15 protein-coding genes and 1 pseudogene are annotated in these 16,145 nt (G+C 55.5%); 11 read left to right on the top strand and 5 right to left on the bottom strand.

The window, feature by feature from the left end; translation table 11 throughout:
• Window positions 1-158: 158 nt before the first annotated feature.
• The 4 genes from hupB (at window position 159) to HV157_RS09210 (ending at window position 3,542) form a co-directional block, all read left to right on the top strand.
• Window positions 159-431 carry a nucleoid-associated protein HU-beta gene (gene hupB / locus HV157_RS09225; RefSeq protein WP_002444653.1) on the top strand — a complete coding sequence of 91 codons (273 nt, stop codon included), beginning with the start codon at window positions 159-161 and terminating at the stop codon, window positions 429-431.
• Window positions 432-643: 212 nt separating this feature from the next.
• Window positions 644-2,515, top strand: a complete 1,872-nt coding sequence (ppiD, locus tag HV157_RS09220) for a peptidylprolyl isomerase (RefSeq protein WP_025204855.1) — start codon at window positions 644-646, stop codon at window positions 2,513-2,515.
• Between the two features lie 148 nt (window positions 2,516-2,663).
• Window positions 2,664-3,044, top strand: a complete 381-nt coding sequence (locus HV157_RS09215; protein ID WP_040016787.1) for a helix-hairpin-helix domain-containing protein — start codon at window positions 2,664-2,666, stop codon at window positions 3,042-3,044.
• Between the two features lie 99 nt (window positions 3,045-3,143).
• Window positions 3,144-3,542: a YbgC/FadM family acyl-CoA thioesterase gene (locus HV157_RS09210; protein WP_014168875.1), complete on the top strand. Its 399-nt coding sequence runs from the start codon at window positions 3,144-3,146 to the stop codon at window positions 3,540-3,542.
• 60 nt (window positions 3,543-3,602) lie between these two features.
• Here the strand turns inward: HV157_RS09210 and queC are convergent, their stop codons facing one another.
• Together queC and HV157_RS09200 are read right to left on the bottom strand one after the other, a co-directional pair.
• Window positions 3,603-4,298, bottom strand: a complete 696-nt coding sequence (gene queC / locus HV157_RS09205) for a 7-cyano-7-deazaguanine synthase QueC (protein ID WP_014168876.1) — start codon at window positions 4,296-4,298, stop codon at window positions 3,603-3,605.
• A 66-nt stretch (window positions 4,299-4,364) separates the two neighbouring features.
• A complete protein-coding gene (locus HV157_RS09200) occupies window positions 4,365-6,065 on the bottom strand; it encodes an SgrR family transcriptional regulator (RefSeq protein ID WP_059306738.1) in 1,701 nt (566 codons plus the stop codon).
• 101 nt (window positions 6,066-6,166) lie between these two features.
• Here HV157_RS09200 and cof point away from each other — a divergent pair, with 101 nt between their 5' ends.
• Window positions 6,167-6,985, top strand: a complete 819-nt coding sequence (gene cof, locus HV157_RS09195) for an HMP-PP phosphatase (RefSeq protein WP_047355643.1) — start codon at window positions 6,167-6,169, stop codon at window positions 6,983-6,985.
• 41 nt (window positions 6,986-7,026) lie between these two features.
• On the opposite strand, the gene HV157_RS09190 is transcribed toward cof, so the two are convergent.
• Complete coding sequence (locus HV157_RS09190) at window positions 7,027-8,073, bottom strand: PLP-dependent cysteine synthase family protein (protein ID WP_032677522.1); 1,047 nt, start codon at window positions 8,071-8,073, stop codon at window positions 7,027-7,029.
• Between the two features lie 115 nt (window positions 8,074-8,188).
• On the opposite strand from HV157_RS09190, the gene HV157_RS09185 reads away from it, so the two are divergent.
• The 5 genes from HV157_RS09185 to amtB all read left to right on the top strand — a co-directional run bounded on the left by HV157_RS09185 (window position 8,189) and on the right by amtB (window position 14,127).
• Window positions 8,189-8,647 carry an Lrp/AsnC family transcriptional regulator gene (locus tag HV157_RS09185; RefSeq protein WP_182268254.1) on the top strand — a complete coding sequence of 153 codons (459 nt, stop codon included), beginning with the start codon at window positions 8,189-8,191 and terminating at the stop codon, window positions 8,645-8,647.
• 50 nt (window positions 8,648-8,697) lie between these two features.
• A complete protein-coding gene (locus tag HV157_RS09180) occupies window positions 8,698-10,470 on the top strand; it encodes a SmdA family multidrug ABC transporter permease/ATP-binding protein (protein WP_032681552.1) in 1,773 nt (590 codons plus the stop codon).
• Entirely contained in the window at window positions 10,463-12,244 is a 1,782-nt protein-coding gene (locus tag HV157_RS09175) for a SmdB family multidrug efflux ABC transporter permease/ATP-binding protein (protein ID WP_020885202.1), read from the top strand. The genes HV157_RS09180 and HV157_RS09175 overlap by 8 nt, the downstream gene beginning before the upstream one ends.
• 222 nt (window positions 12,245-12,466) lie before the next feature.
• Window positions 12,467-12,805 carry a P-II family nitrogen regulator gene (gene glnK / locus HV157_RS09170; RefSeq protein WP_008503304.1) on the top strand — a complete coding sequence of 113 codons (339 nt, stop codon included), beginning with the start codon at window positions 12,467-12,469 and terminating at the stop codon, window positions 12,803-12,805.
• Between the two features lie 35 nt (window positions 12,806-12,840).
• On the top strand, window positions 12,841-14,127 hold the full coding sequence (amtB, locus tag HV157_RS09165; protein WP_020885201.1) for an ammonium transporter AmtB: 1,287 nt from the start codon (window positions 12,841-12,843) through the stop codon (window positions 14,125-14,127).
• 75 nt (window positions 14,128-14,202) lie between these two features.
• On the opposite strand, the gene tesB is transcribed toward amtB, so the two are convergent.
• The gene (gene tesB / locus HV157_RS09160) at window positions 14,203-15,063 is read right to left on the bottom strand and encodes an acyl-CoA thioesterase II (RefSeq protein ID WP_020885200.1); all 861 of its coding nucleotides are present in this window, start codon (window positions 15,061-15,063) and stop codon (window positions 14,203-14,205) included.
• A 203-nt stretch (window positions 15,064-15,266) separates the two neighbouring features.
• Between tesB and HV157_RS09155 the strand changes: the two genes are divergently transcribed.
• Window positions 15,267-15,794, top strand: a complete 528-nt coding sequence (locus tag HV157_RS09155; RefSeq protein ID WP_014168885.1) for a YbaY family lipoprotein — start codon at window positions 15,267-15,269, stop codon at window positions 15,792-15,794.
• Window positions 15,795-15,824: 30 nt separating this feature from the next.
• On the opposite strand, the pseudogene HV157_RS09150 reads toward HV157_RS09155, so the two are convergent.
• A pseudogene (locus HV157_RS09150) lies at window positions 15,825-16,139 on the bottom strand (MGMT family protein); the annotation flags it as partial.
• Window positions 16,140-16,145 lie beyond the last annotated feature (6 nt).

The raw sequence follows: 16,145 nt of genomic DNA, 5'->3' as shown, positions 1-16,145 counted from the left end.
CTTGCCAGCCTTTTTTTGTATAGCTAATTTAGATTGCTGATTAGGCCAGCCATCAACAACGGGTGTTGTAAGGTCATGGCAGGCCTGATATAACTGCTGCGCGGTCGCGTTGTGAAGGATTCAGGCGCGATATAAATTATAAAGAGAGGAAGAGAACAGTGAATAAATCTCAACTGATTGACAAAATTGCTGCTGGTGCTGATATTTCTAAAGCTGCAGCTGGACGTGCGTTAGATGCATTAATTGCTTCTGTTACTGAATCTCTGCAGGCTGGGGACGACGTTGCACTGGTAGGCTTCGGTACTTTTGCTGTTAAAGAGCGTGCTGCCCGTACTGGCCGCAACCCTCAGACCGGTAAAGAGATCACCATTGCTGCCGCTAAAGTGCCGGGTTTCCGTGCAGGTAAAGCGCTGAAAGACGCAGTAAACTGATTGCTTTCCCATCTCAGGGAAGCCGAATAGTACAAGGGCGCATCATTTGATGTGCCTTTTTTGTTTGTCCAGGCCTGATTTGTGCGAGTTTATGCGAGTTGTGGGCTGACAATCGCACCGTTTTCTTGTCACAATACGCCTTTACGCGCGACGGGCAGGATTTTCCGTTAGCGTCAGGTAACCAGTCACCTACAGCGGAGTGTTGTTACACCATGATGGACAGCTTACGCACGGCTGCTAACAGTCTCGTGCTCAAGATTATTTTCGGTATCATTATCGTGTCGTTCATATTGACCGGCGTGAGCAGTTACCTTATCGGCGGTGGCGCGAACTATGCCGCAAAAGTGAATGGCCAGGAGATCAGCCGTGGTCAGTTCGAGAATGCTTTTGCCGGTGAACGTAACCGTATGCAGCAACAGCTGGGCGACCAATTCTCTGAACTCGCGGCAAACGAAGGGTATATGAAATCCCTGCGCCAACAGACCCTGAACCGTCTGATCGACGAAGCGCTGCTGGATCAATACGCGAAAAAACTGGGCCTGGGCATCAGCGATGAGCAGGTTAAAAAAGCCATCTTATCGACTCAGGCATTCCAGTCTAACGGCAAATTCGACAATGCGCGTTACAACGGCATCATTAATCAGATGGGCATGACTGCCGATCAATACGCTCAGGCTCTGCGTAATCAACTGACAACCCAACAGCTCATCAATGCCGTCGTTGGCACTGATTTCATGCTCAAAGGTGAGACGGAAGAGCTGGCAGCCCTGGTTGCACAGCAGCGCGTGGTACGTGAAGCGACCATCGATGTGAATGCTCTGGCGGCGAAGCAGCAGGTTAGCGACGCGGACATTAACGCCTATTACGAGCAGAACAAGAATAACTTCGTTGCTCCAGAACAGTTCCGTGTGAGCTACATCAAGCTGGATGCTGCCGCGCTGCAGGAAACAGCCTCTGACGCGGAAATTCAGTCTTATTACGATCAGCATCAGGATCAGTTCACTCAGCCGCAGCGTAACCGCTACAGCGTGATCCAGACCAAAACTGAGGCAGACGCCAAAGCCGTGCTGGATGAGCTGAATAAGGGCGCTGATTTCGCCTCCCTCGCGAAAGCAAAATCCACCGATATTATCTCTGCTAAAAACGGCGGTGATATGGGCTGGCTGGAAGAGAGCACCACGCCTGACGAACTGAAAAATGCCGGTCTGAAAGATAAAGGCCAGCTTTCGGGTGTCATTAAATCTTCCGTTGGTTTCCTGGTGGCGCGTCTGGATGACATCGAGGCCGCGAAAACCAAGCCGCTGGCTGACGTTCGCGATGATATCGCAGCGAAAGTGAAGCAGGAAAAAGCGCTGGATGCATACTACGCGCTGCAACAGAAAGTCAGTGATGCTGCCAGCAACGACAACGAATCTCTGGCGGGTGCTGAGCAGGCTGCAGGGGTGAAAGCGGTTGAGACCGGCTGGTTCGGTCGTAACAACCTGCCGGAAGAGCTGAATTTCAAACCGGTTGCTGATGCCATCTTCAACGGTGGTCTGGTTGGCGAGAATGGCACGCCGGGCAGCAACTCTGACATCATTACCGTAGACGGCGATCGTGCGTTTGTTCTTCGCGTCAGCGAGCACAAACCAGAAGCGATTAAACCGCTGGCAGAAGTGAAAGATCAGGTGGTTGCTCAGGTTAAGCACAACAAAGCGGAACAGCAGGCAAAACTGGATGCTGAGAAGATTCTGGTTGACCTGAAAGCGGGTAAACAGGATGCACTGAAAGCGGCAGGTCTGAGCTTCGGTGAGCCAAAAACGCTGAGCCGTACCGGTCAGGATCCTGTCAGTCAGGCAGCGTTCGGTCTGAGCCTGCCTGCGAAGGACAAACCAAGCTTCGGTACCACTACCGATATGCAGGGTAACGTCGTTCTGCTCGCGCTGGACGATGTGAAAGCAGGCACGATGCCTGAAGAGCAGAAGAAAGCGATGGTGCAGGGTATTACCCAGAACAATGCCCAGATTGCTTTCGAAGCGATGATGAGCAACCTGCGCACAGAAGCCAAAATCAAGCTCGGTGACGTGATGACTCAGCAGCAATAATTACGTATTTGCTCGCATATTTTCGTAACGCTCTGCAATAACTAAAGGCCGCTTTCGCGGCCTTTTCCATTTCTGCAATCTGCCGTTTGTGCCGGGTTATAACGCTGGATATTGTGGCCTGGCTGTCAACAAACAAGGAGATAACAGCATGAAATGTGGAATCAAGGCTCTGTTCATTACTCTGGCGATTGCCACCACCGGGATGAGCGCAGGTGCGCTGGCGACGACACCTGCGGCGAAAACACCGGCGGTGCAAACCAGGTCTGACGCAGCGGCACCCGCAGCTGGCCAGACGAAAGCCACGGATGCCGGAAAAAGCGCGGATGATGACGGTACGCGAGTCAGTATCAATTCGGCATCGGCAGAGGATCTCGCCCGGGTGATGAATGGCGTAGGGCTAAAAAAAGCGCAGGCGATAGTCAGCTATCGCGAAGAGTACGGTCCTTTCAAAACGGTTGACGATCTTAAGCAAGTGCCCGGTATGGGCGGGGCGCTGGTTGAGCGCAACCTCTCACACCTGACGTTGTAATCACATAATTACTTGCACGGCGGCAAAATTTTGCCAGGATAAAGAGGTCATACCAGTCATGACCTCTTATCCTATAACAACAGTAAAGGCTATTGCGCTATGCAGACAAAAATCAAAGTACGCGGCTACCACATCGATGTTTACCAGCACGTCAACAACGCCCGTTATCTTGAGTTTCTTGAAGAAGCGCGCTGGGACGGTCTGGAAAGCAGCGAAAGCTTTCAGTGGATGACCGCGCACAACATCGCGTTCGTGGTCGTCAACATCAATATCAACTACCGTCGTCCGGCCGTGCTGGGAGATGTGCTGACCATCACCAGCCAGCTTCAACAGTTAAACGGCAAGAGCGGCGTGTTAACCCAGGCGGTGACGCTGGATCCTGAAGGCCAGGCCGTTGCCGACGCGCTGATCACCTTTGTCTGTATTGATCTGAAAACCCAGAAAGCGTTGCCGCTGGAAGGGGAGTTGCGGGAAAAACTGCAGTTGATGATCGTCTAGACGCGTTGTGTTCATGACCCGTGCTGTCGATATTCTGTTCGCCAGCACGGTCAAAGAGGCTTATTTGAGCCCGGTTTTTTTCTTCATCGCCGACATCACGCCCGCTTTGTCGGCCAGATAGTGATTCAGCCCGTTTGCGCGCAGATTACAGGCCGCACACTGGCCACAACCATCACCTTTAATGCCGTTGTAGCAGGTAAGGGTTTCGCTGCGAACCATGTCCAGTTTGCCCCAGTAGTCTGCCAGCGCCCAGGTTTCCGCTTTATCAAGCCACATCAGTGGCGTTTCAAAGCGCGTCTCTTTTGCCATCCCCAGATTCACGGCGTGGTTGAGAGCCTTCACGAACTCGTCACGGCAGTCAGGGTACCCGGAGAAGTCGGTTTCACACACGCCCGTGATCACCGCTTCGGCTTTCACCTGGTAGGCGTAGATCGCCGTCAGCGTCAGGAAGAGAATGTTGCGGCCTGGCACAAAGGTGTTCGGAATGCCGCTGGCATCAGGTTCATAGTCAGGAACGGGAATACTGTCGCGGGTGAGGCTACTGACGGCCAGTTCATTTAACAGCGTAACGTCCAGCACCTTATGCGCGCGCGCGCCCAGTTTCAGCGCCAGTTCACGGGCGACGTCGATTTCAGCGCGATGTCGCTGACCATAATCGAAAGTGACACAGTGAACTTCATCGTACTGATGAAGCGCCTGAACCAGGCAGGTAGTGGAATCTTGTCCTCCGCTGAACACGACGACGGCACGTTTCATAAATCATCTCGACAGTTACGGTAAAAACATCATGTTACCGTCTGACTACGGCGACGACCAGCTTCTTCACGATTTGGGGGCCGGGAGCCAGGCTTCGGTGAAATCGAACCAGCCGCGGGTGTTAAGCCGTATGCCATTGACTCCCGGGGGCGCGCTGATTTGGTACTGGTAGTTAAACAACGGTGTCAGCACCGCGCTCTCCATGAGTTGGGTGAAAATAGCTTTCAGCCCGCGATGCCGGGCATGCTCGTCAGCCTGGGTCTGAACGGCATCCAGTGTCGCCTGCAGATGGGCATATTGCGGTGCGCTCAGCAGGTGCGGCCATAGCGCATCGCAGCGAAGCCACTGCTCAAGGGTGTATTCCGGTGCTTCGCCAATCAGCCTGTCTCCCATCATGAGGTCCGCGTCGGCAAGATGCTGACATCCGTCCCACGTTTTGGCATCGTGAAAGATGACCGTTAACGCGCAGCCCTGGCGGGAAAGATACGCTTTTAGCTGACTCGCCATGGTATGTAACTCAACGGGCAGATGGTAAATCAGGGTCAGCGTCTCAGGCAAAGGGACATCCGTGAGATCCGGCCACTCAGGAATACGCCAGCCCGGCAGCAACTCCTGCGTTGGGGTGATAAGCCCCTCATCCAGAGGAAGAGTATGCAGAAGCGTTGAGAGGTGAATGATGTTGATAAGGCGTCTTGCCTGCATTTCGCTAAGACGCGGGCTGCGCTTCAGCGTGAGGTAGCAAAACCCCAGGCTGATGCTGTTACTCACCAGCCGCAAACGGGTCAGTTCGTCAGGCTCCCCGATGGCGATTTGTACCGGATGCCGGCAGCTGGTTCCAAGCCCCTGATCAAATAGCTGAGGGGTGATCCAGAACTCGATGGCCTTCAGTAGCGGGTGGCTAAGGTGATACTGCTCATGGCTTTCCAGACGAACCAGGTCCGGCTTATACGCGGTGAGCCTGAAAGGTCCGCTGCCTGTCATCGGTTGTGCCGGGTGCGCCACACGGCTGCAATAGGTTGCTAGCCGATGCGCCAGCCAGTAGTCGGGCTTGTGTAAAATAAACGTCAGACACTGCGGATGGGTAACTTCAATGCGCAGCACGCTCTGAAAAAGCCTGTGCATGGCCGGGAGCGTCAACATCGCATTCAGACTCTCCTGTAACTGGGCCGTTTCGACTTTATCACCGTTATGCCAGTGAAGCGTGGAGCGAATATAAAAATGCCAGCGCAGCCCGTCCTCCGACACGTCCCAGTGATGGGCAAGATCGCCTGTCGGTTCGCTGCTGTTACCGTGAAAACGCGTCAGCCCGGAAAAAACCTGTCCTGCCAGATGCTGTTCCGCCCGACCGGGCAAAAAGCCGGGATGCAGTGGATCCAGCGAGCGGTAATAGGGAATGCGCAGCGTCGGCGTATCGTTTTGCCACTGGCCGCCTAAAAACGGATGAAGCAGTGACCGCAGCTCCTCCGGTGCCAGCTGGGCCAGCTCAAGCGCGTTATGCTGCTGCCCACTCTTCAGTGCCTCTTCCATCATCGCATTGCGCAGTGACTCCGGGGTGACGTGGAAAGTCAGCTCCCCACGCTTACCGCGGCCAGACTGCGCTCGCCAGCTAAGCCAGCCCGCCTCCTGCGCCTGACGGAGTAATGTACGGACATGCCGTTCGCTGCAAAAGCAGCGGGCGGCCAGCTCGCTGATGGTGGCCTGCTGCGTCGCGCCAGCGGAAGGCTGCCACAAACGGTGGTACTGGTTGAGTCGGTTAAGCTGGCGCATGAGAAACCCTGAACAATAATTATCATCTATTCACTATTACTTCCGTATATCTCACGCAATACTGATGCACAAGTTAACCGCATCACATTTCAGGAGTAATCATGGCTCGTCTCGCTGCGTTTGATATGGACGGTACGTTGTTAATGCCGGATCACCGTCTGGGTGAGAAAACCCTGAGTACCCTGAAGCGCCTGCACGAACGTGATGTCACCCTGACGTTTGCCACCGGCCGTCATGTGCTGGAGATGCGCCATTTAATGGGGGCATTTTCCCTGGATGCTTTTCTTATTACCGGCAACGGGACACGCATTCACTCTGTCGAAGGCGATGTTCTCCACCGTCAGGATCTCAACCCGGAAGTGGCAGATATCGTATTGCACAGCACCTGGGACACCCGGGCCAGCGTTCATGTCTTTAACGATAACGGCTGGTTTACCGGGCATGACATTCCGGCATTGCTGCACGCCCATGTCTACAGTGGTTTCCGCTATCAGCTTATCGATCTGCGCCGTATTCCGGCTCACGCGGTGACGAAGATCTGTTTCTGCGGCGATCATGACGATCTTTGTCGCTTACGCATTCAGCTGAATGACGCGTTAGGCGACCGGGCGCACCTGACCTTTTCAGCGGTGGACTGTCTCGAGGTTTTGCCGGTTGGGTGTAATAAAGGATCGGCGCTGGCGGTACTGAGCGATCACCTGGGCTTAACGATGCAGGAATGTATGGCGTTTGGCGACGCCATGAACGACCGCGAAATGCTGGGCAGCGTTGGTCGCGGTCTGATCATGGGAAATGCGATGCCGCAGTTGAAGGCAGAGCTTCCCCATCTACCGGTTATCGGGCACTGCGGTAACGAAGCAGTGTCTCATTTTTTGACGCATTGGCTGGACAACAACAACCTCCCATATTCCCCCGAATAGTGAGACCCTTCCAGCAAGCCAGACCCCGGTCTGGCTTTTTTTTATTTCACCAGTTGCATAATCTGCGCTTTCCACGGCTCAATATCGCCGATGTTTGCCTGAACCCACTGCGCATTGTAATAGGTCTCAAGATAGCGCTCGCCGCTGTCGCAGAGCAGGGTGACGATAGAGCCGGTGCGCCCCTCTTCACGCATGCGAGCCGCAAGCTGCAGGGCTCCCCACATGTTGGTGCCGGTAGATGCACCGACTTTACGACCAATTTGTGTCTCCAGCCAGTGCGCGGTTGCCACGCTGGCGGCATCCGGCACGCGGAGCATTTCATCCACCACGTCCGGAATGAATGAAGGCTCCACGCGCGGGCGGCCAATTCCTTCAATCTTACTGCCCACCGGGCTGCGCAGATCGGCATTGCGGCTTTGCCAGTAGTCCAGGAACACCGAGTTCTGCGGATCCACCACCATCAGCTGCGTATCATAGCCCTGACAGCGGATGTAACGTCCCAGAGTGGCTGAGGTGCCGCCAGTACCGGCGCTCATCACGATGTACGACGGAACAGGGTGAGGTTCGTGGGTCATCTGGCGGAAAATACTGTCGGCAATGTTGTTATTGCCGCGCCAGTCTGTGGCTCGCTCCGCAAAGGTGAACTGGTCCATATAGTGGCCATTCAGCTCACGGGCCAGCATTTCAGACGCGGCGTAAATTTCGCAGGCGCTTTCCACAAAGTGGCAGCGTCCACCGTAAAATTCAATCTGCTCAATTTTTCGTTTCGCGGTGCAGGAGGGCATCACGGCGATAAACGGCAGGCCCAGCAGGCGGGCAAAGTAGGCTTCGGATACAGCGGTTGAACCGGAGGAGGATTCAATAATCGTGGTTCCCTCCTTAATCCAGCCGTTACACAAACCGTATAAAAAGAGCGAACGCGCCAGGCGATGCTTCAGGCTACCGGTGGGATGGGTGCTTTCATCTTTCAGGTACAGCTGGATGCCAGCAAAGCCCGGCAGAGCCAGGCGAATGAGATGGGTGTCCGCCGAGCGCTGATAGTCGGCATTGATTTCGCTGATGGCATGTTTAACCCAGGCGCTATTCATCGTATTTATCCGTTTGTCATTTTGTGCCCAGCATAGCGAAAAGCACAGAAAAAATTGTTGCTATATGGCCTTTAAAATAGAATGAAGGGAGAAAATTTTTCTCTGTGAGGTGGGTATGCTAGATAAAATAGACCGTAAGCTGCTTTCTTTACTGCAAAGTGATTGTACCTTCTCTTTGCAGGCACTGGCAGATGCCGTTAATCTGACCACCACGCCGTGCTGGAAGCGTCTCAAGAAGCTTGAAGATGACGGCATCCTTCTGGGGCGAGTCGCGCTTTTAGATCCCGAAAAACTGGGGCTTGGGTTGACGGCATTTGTCCTGATAAAAACCCAACATCACAGCAGCGAGTGGTACAGCCGCTTCGTAACACAGGTCTCCGAGATGCCGGAGGTGCTCGGTTTCTGGCGCATGGCGGGAGAGTATGACTATCTGATGCGCGTCCAGGTGGCAGACATGAAGCGTTATGATGATTTTTACAAGCGGCTGGTGAACAGCGTACCGGGCTTGTCGGACGTCACCTCGAGCTTCGCCATGGAACAGATTAAATACACCACAGCACTACCCATTGATTAATTGAATAACTTCCCGGCGTAGCCGGATCCATACCTTCAGGAACAAACCGCGTGCGATTATTTGCCCAATTAAGCTGGTACTTTCGTCGGGAGTGGCAACGCTACCTCGGCGCTGTGGCCCTGCTTATTATCATTGCTATCCTGCAGTTAATTCCACCGAAAGTGGTGGGATACGTGGTGGATGGCGTTACAGAACAGCATTACACCACCGCACGGGTGTTGATGTGGGTCGGCACGCTGGTGCTGACGGCCATCATTGTCTATCTGCTGCGCTACGTCTGGCGGGTACTGCTGTTTGGCGCGTCCTATCAGCTGGCCGTCGAATTGCGTGAAGATTTTTATCGTCAGCTGAGCCGCCAGCATCCCGAGTTCTACCTGCGTCATCGCACCGGGGATCTTATCGCTCGCGCCACCAATGACGTTGACCGCGTCGTGTTTGCCGCCGGGGAAGGGGTGTTAACGCTGGTGGACTCTTTGGTGATGGGCTGTGCGGTTCTGATTGTGATGTCCACCCAGATAAGCTGGCAGCTCACGCTGCTGGCGTTGCTGCCTATGCCGCTGATGGCGCTGGCGATCAACCGCTATGGCGAACAGCTTCATGAGCGCTTCAAGCTGGCGCAGGCGGCGTTTTCCTCGCTGAATGACCGTACGCAGGAGAGCATGACCAGCATCCGCATGATCAAAGCTTTTGGCCTGGAAGATCGACAATCCGCGCTGTTTGCAGCCGATGCCGCCGACACGGGGGCGAAGAACATGCGCGTTGCGCGTATCGATGCGCGGTTTGACCCGACAATCTATGTCGCGATTGGCATGGCAAACCTGCTGGCCATTGGTGGCGGGAGCTGGATGGTGGTGCAGGGCTCGCTAACCCTCGGGCAATTGACCAGCTTTGCCATGTACCTGGGGCTGATGATATGGCCGATGCTGGCACTGGCCTGGATGTTTAACATTGTAGAGCGCGGCAGCGCCGCCTACAGCCGTATTCGCGCGATGCTTGCCGAAGCGCCAGTGGTGAATGACGGTAGCGAATCGGTACCGGAAGGGCGCGGCGTGATGAATGTCGACGTCCGTAAGTTTGTGTATCCGCAAACGGAACATACGGTACTGGAGAACGTCAGCTTTACGCTCAAACCGGGTCAGATGCTCGGTATCTGCGGTCCGACAGGCGCCGGGAAAAGTACCGTACTCTCCCTGATTCAACGTCACTTTGACGTCACGCAGGGCGATATTCGCTTCCATGATATTCCGTTGACGAACCTGCTGCTCGATGACTGGCGCGGTCGTCTGGCGGTGGTCAGCCAGACGCCGTTTCTCTTTTCTGACACCGTGGCGAATAATATTGCCCTCGGACGCCCGGCGGCGACTCAGGAAGAGATTGAGCACGTCGCGCGCCTGGCCAGCGTCCATGACGATATTCTGCGTCTGCCACAGGGCTATGAAACGGAAGTGGGTGAGCGTGGCGTTATGCTTTCCGGCGGGCAAAAACAGCGTCTCTCGATTGCCCGCGCGCTGCTGCTGAATGCCGAAATCCTGATCCTTGATGATGCGCTCTCCGCCGTCGATGGCCGCACCGAGCACCAGATCCTGCATAACCTGCGACAGTGGGGGGATGGAAGGACGGTGATCATCAGTGCACACCGGTTGTCGGCGCTGACGGAAGCCAATGAAATTCTGGTATTACAGCACGGGCACATTGCCCAGCGCGGACAGCATGAACAGCTTGCGGAGCAACCGGGCTGGTATCGCGATATGTATCGTTATCAGCAGCTTGAAGCGGCGCTGGACGACGCCCCGGAACAGGATGAGGAGAACGCTAATGCGTAAGACCGTGACGCAGTGGCCGACGCTAAAACGCCTGCTGGCCTATGGTTCTCCGTGGCGAAAACCGCTTTCACTTGCCGTGCTGTTGCTGTGGATTGCCGCGATTGCAGAAGTGAGCGGTCCGCTGCTCATCAGCTACTTTATCGACAATATGGTGGCGAAAAGCTATTTGCCGCTGGGGCTCGTCGCGGGGTTAGGTGTGGCCTACGTTGGGCTACAGCTGACTGCGGCGTCACTGCATTACGCCCAGTCTCTGCTCTTTAACCGGGCGGCCGTGGGCGTGGTGCAGAAGCTACGTACGGATGTGATGGATGCGGCACTGCGCCAGCCGTTGAGCGAGTTTGATACCCAGCCGGTTGGGCAGGTGATATCCCGGGTGACCAACGATACCGAGGTGATCCGCGATCTGTATGTCACCGTCGTGGCAACCGTGCTGCGCAGCGCGGCGCTGATTGGCGCCATGCTGGTGGCGATGTTCAGCCTCAACTGGCGTATGGCTCTGGTGGCGATCACCATCTTCCCGGCCGTATTGATTGTAATGGTCATCTATCAACGCTACAGCACGCCGATTGTGCGTCGGGTGCGGGCCTATCTGGCCGATATCAACGATGGCTTCAACGAAGTGATCAACGGCATGAGCGTCATTCAGCAGTTCCGCCAGCAGGCACGCTTTGGTGAACGCATGGGGGAAGCCAGCCGGTCGCACTATATGGCGCGCATGCAGACGCTGCGACTGGACGGTTTCCTGCTGCGTCCGCTGCTGAGCCTCTTCTCGGCGCTGGTTCTCTGTGGCCTGCTGATGCTTTTCGGGATGAGCGCGAACGGAACAATTGAAGTTGGGGTTCTGTACGCTTTTATCAGCTATCTGGGACGCCTTAATGAACCGTTGATAGAACTCACCACCCAGCAGTCTATGTTACAACAGGCCGTGGTGGCGGGGGAGCGCGTGTTCGAACTGATGGACCGGCCACGTCAGACCTACGGCGATGATGAGCGTCCTTTGCAAAGCGGAGAGATTACGTTTGATAAGGTCTCGTTTGCTTATCGTGAAGACCGTCTGGTGTTGCAGGACATCTCTCTTGATGTGCCGTCGCGCGGCTTTGTGGCGCTGGTGGGGCATACCGGCAGCGGCAAAAGTACCCTCGCCAGCCTGTTGATGGGCTATTACCCGGTTAGTCAGGGGGAAATCCGCATTGATGGTCGTCCGCTCGCATCACTGAGCCACAATGTGTTGCGCAAAGGCGTTGCAATGGTGCAGCAAGACCCGGTGGTCATGGCCGATACCTTTTACGCCAACGTCACCCTGGGGCGGGATTATACCCAGCAACAGGTGTGGGATGTGCTGGAAACCGTGCAGCTGGCAGAGCTGGCGCGCGGCTTTAGCGATGGGATCAATACCCGGCTTGGTGAGCAGGGGAATAACCTCTCGGTGGGACAAAAGCAGCTTCTGGCCCTGGCGCGGGTGCTGATTGAAACGCCGCAGGTGCTGATACTCGACGAAGCGACCGCCAGCATTGACTCTGGTACTGAGCAGGCTATCCAGCTGGCGCTGGCCGCGGTGCGTGACCACACGACGCTGGTGGTTATCGCACACCGTCTTTCAACGATTGTCGACGCAGACACCATCCTGGTGCTGCATCGCGGTCAGGCCGTCGAACGCGGTACGCACCGGGAGCTGCTGGAAGCAAAAGGGCGCTACTGGCAGATGTATCAGCTGCAGCTGGCCGGTGAAGAGCTGGCCGCCAGCGTGCGTGAGGACGAGTCCCTCAGCGCCTGATGCACCAAAACAAGGCAGCGCGCTAACAGTCATTACTGTTGGTGCAAAACTGAAACGCACCGTGCACTGTCATGGTGCGTTTTTTTTCACCGGTTCGTTAAACATGCTCGTGTAATGCTCATTGCAGCGCGTTTCCCTCAGGTTTTCATTTCTGGCACACCCCTTGCAATGTCTTCTGCGTATTAGCGGCGGCCATTACCGAATTCTGACTGGAGGGGATCTATGAAGCTGGTTACGGTTGTAATCAAACCATTCAAACTCGAAGACGTGCGTGAAGCATTGTCTTCCATGGGTATTCAGGGACTGACTGTCACCGAAGTGAAAGGCTTTGGTCGTCAGAAGGGTCATGCCGAGCTTTACCGCGGGGCAGAATACAGCGTTAACTTCCTGCCAAAAGTAAAAATTGATGTCGCGATTGCTGATGACCAGCTTGATGAAGTTATTGATGTCATTAGCAAAGCGGCCTACACCGGCAAAATTGGCGACGGCAAAATTTTCGTTGCCGAATTGCAGCGCGTCATTCGCATCCGTACCGGCGAATCTGACGAAGCGGCACTGTAAGTAACTCCTGGCACACAGTGATAGGGATCGAGAAAATGAAGATAGCAACAATCAAAACGGGTCTGGGTTCGCTGGCACTGCTGCCGGGCCTGGCACTGGCTGCCCCTGCGGTGGCAGACAAAGCCGATAACGCCTTTATGATGATCAGCACCGCGCTGGTGCTGTTCATGTCCATTCCGGGCATTGCGCTGTTCTACGGCGGCCTGATCCGTGGCAAAAACGTTCTCTCCATGCTGACGCAGGTTGCCGTCACGTTCGCGCTGGTTTGCGTGTTGTGGGTGGTCTACGGTTACTCTCTGGCCTTCGGCACGGGCAATGCGTTCTTCGGAAACTTTGACTGGGTCATGCTGAAAAACATCGAACTGACCGCGCTGATGGGCAGTTTCTATCAATATATTCACGTTGCCTTCCAGGGCTCGTTCGCCTGTATCACCGTCGGGCTGATCGTCGGTGCGCTGGCTGAGCGTATTCGCTTCTCCGCCGTCCTGATCTTCGTGGTGGTCTGGCTGACGCTCTCCTATGTGCCGATTGCGCACATGGTCTGGGGTGGCGGTCTGCTGGCGAGCCATGGCGCGCTGGACTTCGCAGGCGGTACCGTTGTACACATCAACGCCGCGGTGGCGGGCCTGGTAGGGGCATACCTGATTGGCAAACGCGTGGGCTTCGGTAAAGAAGCGTTCAAACCGCACAACCTGCCAATGGTCTTTACCGGTACAGCGATCCTTTACTTTGGCTGGTTCGGCTTCAACGCCGGTTCAGCAAGCGCAGCAAACGAAATCGCCGCACTGGCCTTCGTGAATACGGTTGTGGCAACGGCGGGTGCGATCCTCTCATGGGTGTTTGGTGAATGGGCGGTACGCGGTAAGCCTTCGCTGCTGGGTGCCTGTTCAGGTGCAATTGCCGGTCTGGTTGGTATCACGCCAGCTTGTGGCTACGTCGGTGTTGGCGGCGCGCTGCTTGTCGGGTTGGTCGCCGGTCTGGCGGGTCTGTGGGGTGTGACGGCGCTGAAACGTGTTCTGCGCGTCGATGACCCGTGCGATGTCTTCGGTGTACACGGCGTCTGCGGCATCGTCGGTTGTATCATGACCGGTATCTTCGCGGCGAAATCGCTGGGCGGCGTGGGTTACGCAGAAGGCGTCACCATGGTTCACCAGGTGCTGGTGCAGCTGGAAAGTATCGCCATCACCGTCGTGTGGTCTGCCGTTGTGGCCTTCATCGGCTATAAGCTGGCGGATATGACCGTCGGTCTGCGTGTTCCGGAAGAGCAGGAACGCGAAGGTCTGGACGTCAACAGCCACGGCGAGAATGCGTACAACGCCTGATAAGCAAAACGGCAACCCAGGGTTGCCGTTTTCGTTTTGTTCCCTCTCCCATCGGGAGAGGGCCGCAGTACAGCATCACCCGCGGTTACGCATTACCCCTTCCTGCACCGTCGACGCGACCAGCACGCCATCCTGAGTGTAAAACTCACCGCGCACAAAGCCGCGCGCGCTTGACGCCGAGGTACTCTCCACGCTGTAGAGCAGCCACTCGTTCATGTCGAACGGACGATGGAACCACATGGAGTGATCGATGGTGGCCACCTGCATCCCTTTTTCAAGGAAGCCCACGCCGTGCGGCTGCAGCGCCACCGGCAGGAAGTTGAAATCTGAGGCATAACCCAGCAGATACTGATGAACGCGGAAATCCGCGGGCACGGTGCCGTTAGCGCGGATCCAGACCTGACGCTTTGGCTCGGCCGTGTGGCCTTTCATCGGGTTATGGAATTCGACAGGGCGGATCTCAAGCGGTTTATCGCAGAGAAACTTCTCCTTTACCTGCGGTGGAAGCAGATGCGCCAGCGCACGGGCGATATCGGTCTCGGATTTGAGATCGTCTGGCGACGGCGCGGGTGGCATCGTTTTCTGATGCTCATAACCCGGTTCCGGCGCCTGGAACGAGGCGGTCATGTAAAAGATAGGCTTGCCATTCTGAACCGCCGCGACACGACGCGCGCTAAAGCTGTTGCCATCCCGCAATACCTCAACGTCATATACGATGGGTTTCGCGCTATCACCAGGGCGTAAGAAGTAGCTGTGAAATGAGTGCACCAGACGGTCTGCAGGGACGGTCTCCTTTGCTGCGTAGAGCGCTTGTCCTACGACTTGCCCGCCGAAGACCTGGCGTAAGCCGAGATCTTCGCTCTGTCCGCGAAAGAGTCCTTCCTCAATTTTTTCCAGATTCAGTAATGTCAGCAGATTGTTCAGTGCCTGACTCATAGTTGTCCTCAATAAACGCCGTAGCGAAAGATAGGCAGAGTATAACGCAGAAATGAAAGTGGTCCGATGGGTAGAATAATCTGAATATCTGGACGATTTTAGGCATAAATCAGTGATCTGTGCCAAACTTACCTGTGTTATGTGATTGAAACGACATCGGATGGGATCGATCCCGCTGGTGCATTGATGATAAGGAGACTTCAATGAAACTCGTGCCCATGCTAAGTGGTGTAGCAATTGCGGTGGCGTTGTCCGCCTGTGCAGGAAAGAGCGCCCAGGTGCCGGTGCCAGCAGCAGATCCAAACGGGATTAATACACTCTCACAGCAGTCCATTCAGCAGCCTAACGTTTCCGGGACTATCTGGATTAAACAAAAAGTCGCGTTACCGCCAGATGCGGTATTAACGGTAACCCTGTCTGATGCTTCCCTGGCAGACGCGCCGTCTAAAGTATTGGCCCAGCGTGCCGTGCGTACGGAAGGTAAGCAGGCACCGTTTAGCTTCGTGTTGCCGTATAACCCATCAGACGTGCAGCCTAATGCCCGTATCCTCCTGAGCGCAGCAGTAACGATCAACGATAAACTGGTGTTTATCACCGATACGGTGCAGGAAGCGATTAACCACGGCGGGACAAAAGTTGACCTGAACCTGGTTCCGGTACAGCAAACCGAAGTGCCGGTTGCGCCACAGACTAACCAACCGTCTCTGCCAACCCCTCCGACCCAGATGTAACGCTCTTAACCCTCTCCTTCGGGAGAGGGTTTAATACACCCAGCGGTACTTTTGCAAATCAATCTGTCCTGACCCCGACACCTGCACCCCTTCTGACAGTAACGCCTGACGCTGGCGCTGCAGATCCGGCCCGGTCAACGAGATCGCCCCATGACGATTTACCACCCGATGCCAGGGCAGGGTACTTCCTTCCGGCAACCTTTTCAGTACGCCACCGACCTGCCGCGCCGCACGCGGAGAACCGGCCAGACGCGCTACGTCGCCATAGGTGGTGACATAACCTTCCGGCACAGAGGCCACAATTTGCCATACGCGTTGTGGAAAGGAGTCATGTTCGTCCATACGTCTACC

This window comes from Enterobacter sp. RHBSTW-00318, from assembly GCF_014101375.1.
In the GTDB taxonomy this organism is placed as follows: Bacteria; Pseudomonadota; Gammaproteobacteria; order Enterobacterales; family Enterobacteriaceae; genus Enterobacter; species Enterobacter ludwigii.
The sequence above is the reverse complement of the archived record's forward strand: the minus strand, read 5'-3'. Positions and strand labels throughout refer to the sequence as shown.

Excerpts from the sequence above, each read along its gene's own strand:
- ppiD (WP_025204855.1), top strand. The coding sequence starts at position 644 with ATGATGGACAGCTTACGCACGGCTGCTAACAGTCTCGTGCTCAAGATT.
- HV157_RS09215 (WP_040016787.1), top strand. The coding sequence starts at position 2,664 with ATGAAATGTGGAATCAAGGCTCTGTTCATTACTCTGGCGATTGCCACC.
- HV157_RS09210 (WP_014168875.1), top strand. The coding sequence starts at position 3,144 with ATGCAGACAAAAATCAAAGTACGCGGCTACCACATCGATGTTTACCAG.
- queC (WP_014168876.1), bottom strand. The coding sequence starts at position 4,298 with ATGAAACGTGCCGTCGTCGTGTTCAGCGGAGGACAAGATTCCACTACC.
- HV157_RS09200 (WP_059306738.1), bottom strand. The coding sequence starts at position 6,065 with ATGCGCCAGCTTAACCGACTCAACCAGTACCACCGTTTGTGGCAGCCT.
- cof (WP_047355643.1), top strand. The coding sequence starts at position 6,167 with ATGGCTCGTCTCGCTGCGTTTGATATGGACGGTACGTTGTTAATGCCG.
- HV157_RS09190 (WP_032677522.1), bottom strand. The coding sequence starts at position 8,073 with ATGAATAGCGCCTGGGTTAAACATGCCATCAGCGAAATCAATGCCGAC.
- HV157_RS09185 (WP_182268254.1), top strand. The coding sequence starts at position 8,189 with ATGCTAGATAAAATAGACCGTAAGCTGCTTTCTTTACTGCAAAGTGAT.
- HV157_RS09175 (WP_020885202.1), top strand. The coding sequence starts at position 10,463 with ATGCGTAAGACCGTGACGCAGTGGCCGACGCTAAAACGCCTGCTGGCC.
- glnK (WP_008503304.1), top strand. The coding sequence starts at position 12,467 with ATGAAGCTGGTTACGGTTGTAATCAAACCATTCAAACTCGAAGACGTG.
- amtB (WP_020885201.1), top strand. The coding sequence starts at position 12,841 with ATGAAGATAGCAACAATCAAAACGGGTCTGGGTTCGCTGGCACTGCTG.
- tesB (WP_020885200.1), bottom strand. The coding sequence starts at position 15,063 with ATGAGTCAGGCACTGAACAATCTGCTGACATTACTGAATCTGGAAAAA.
- HV157_RS09155 (WP_014168885.1), top strand. The coding sequence starts at position 15,267 with ATGAAACTCGTGCCCATGCTAAGTGGTGTAGCAATTGCGGTGGCGTTG.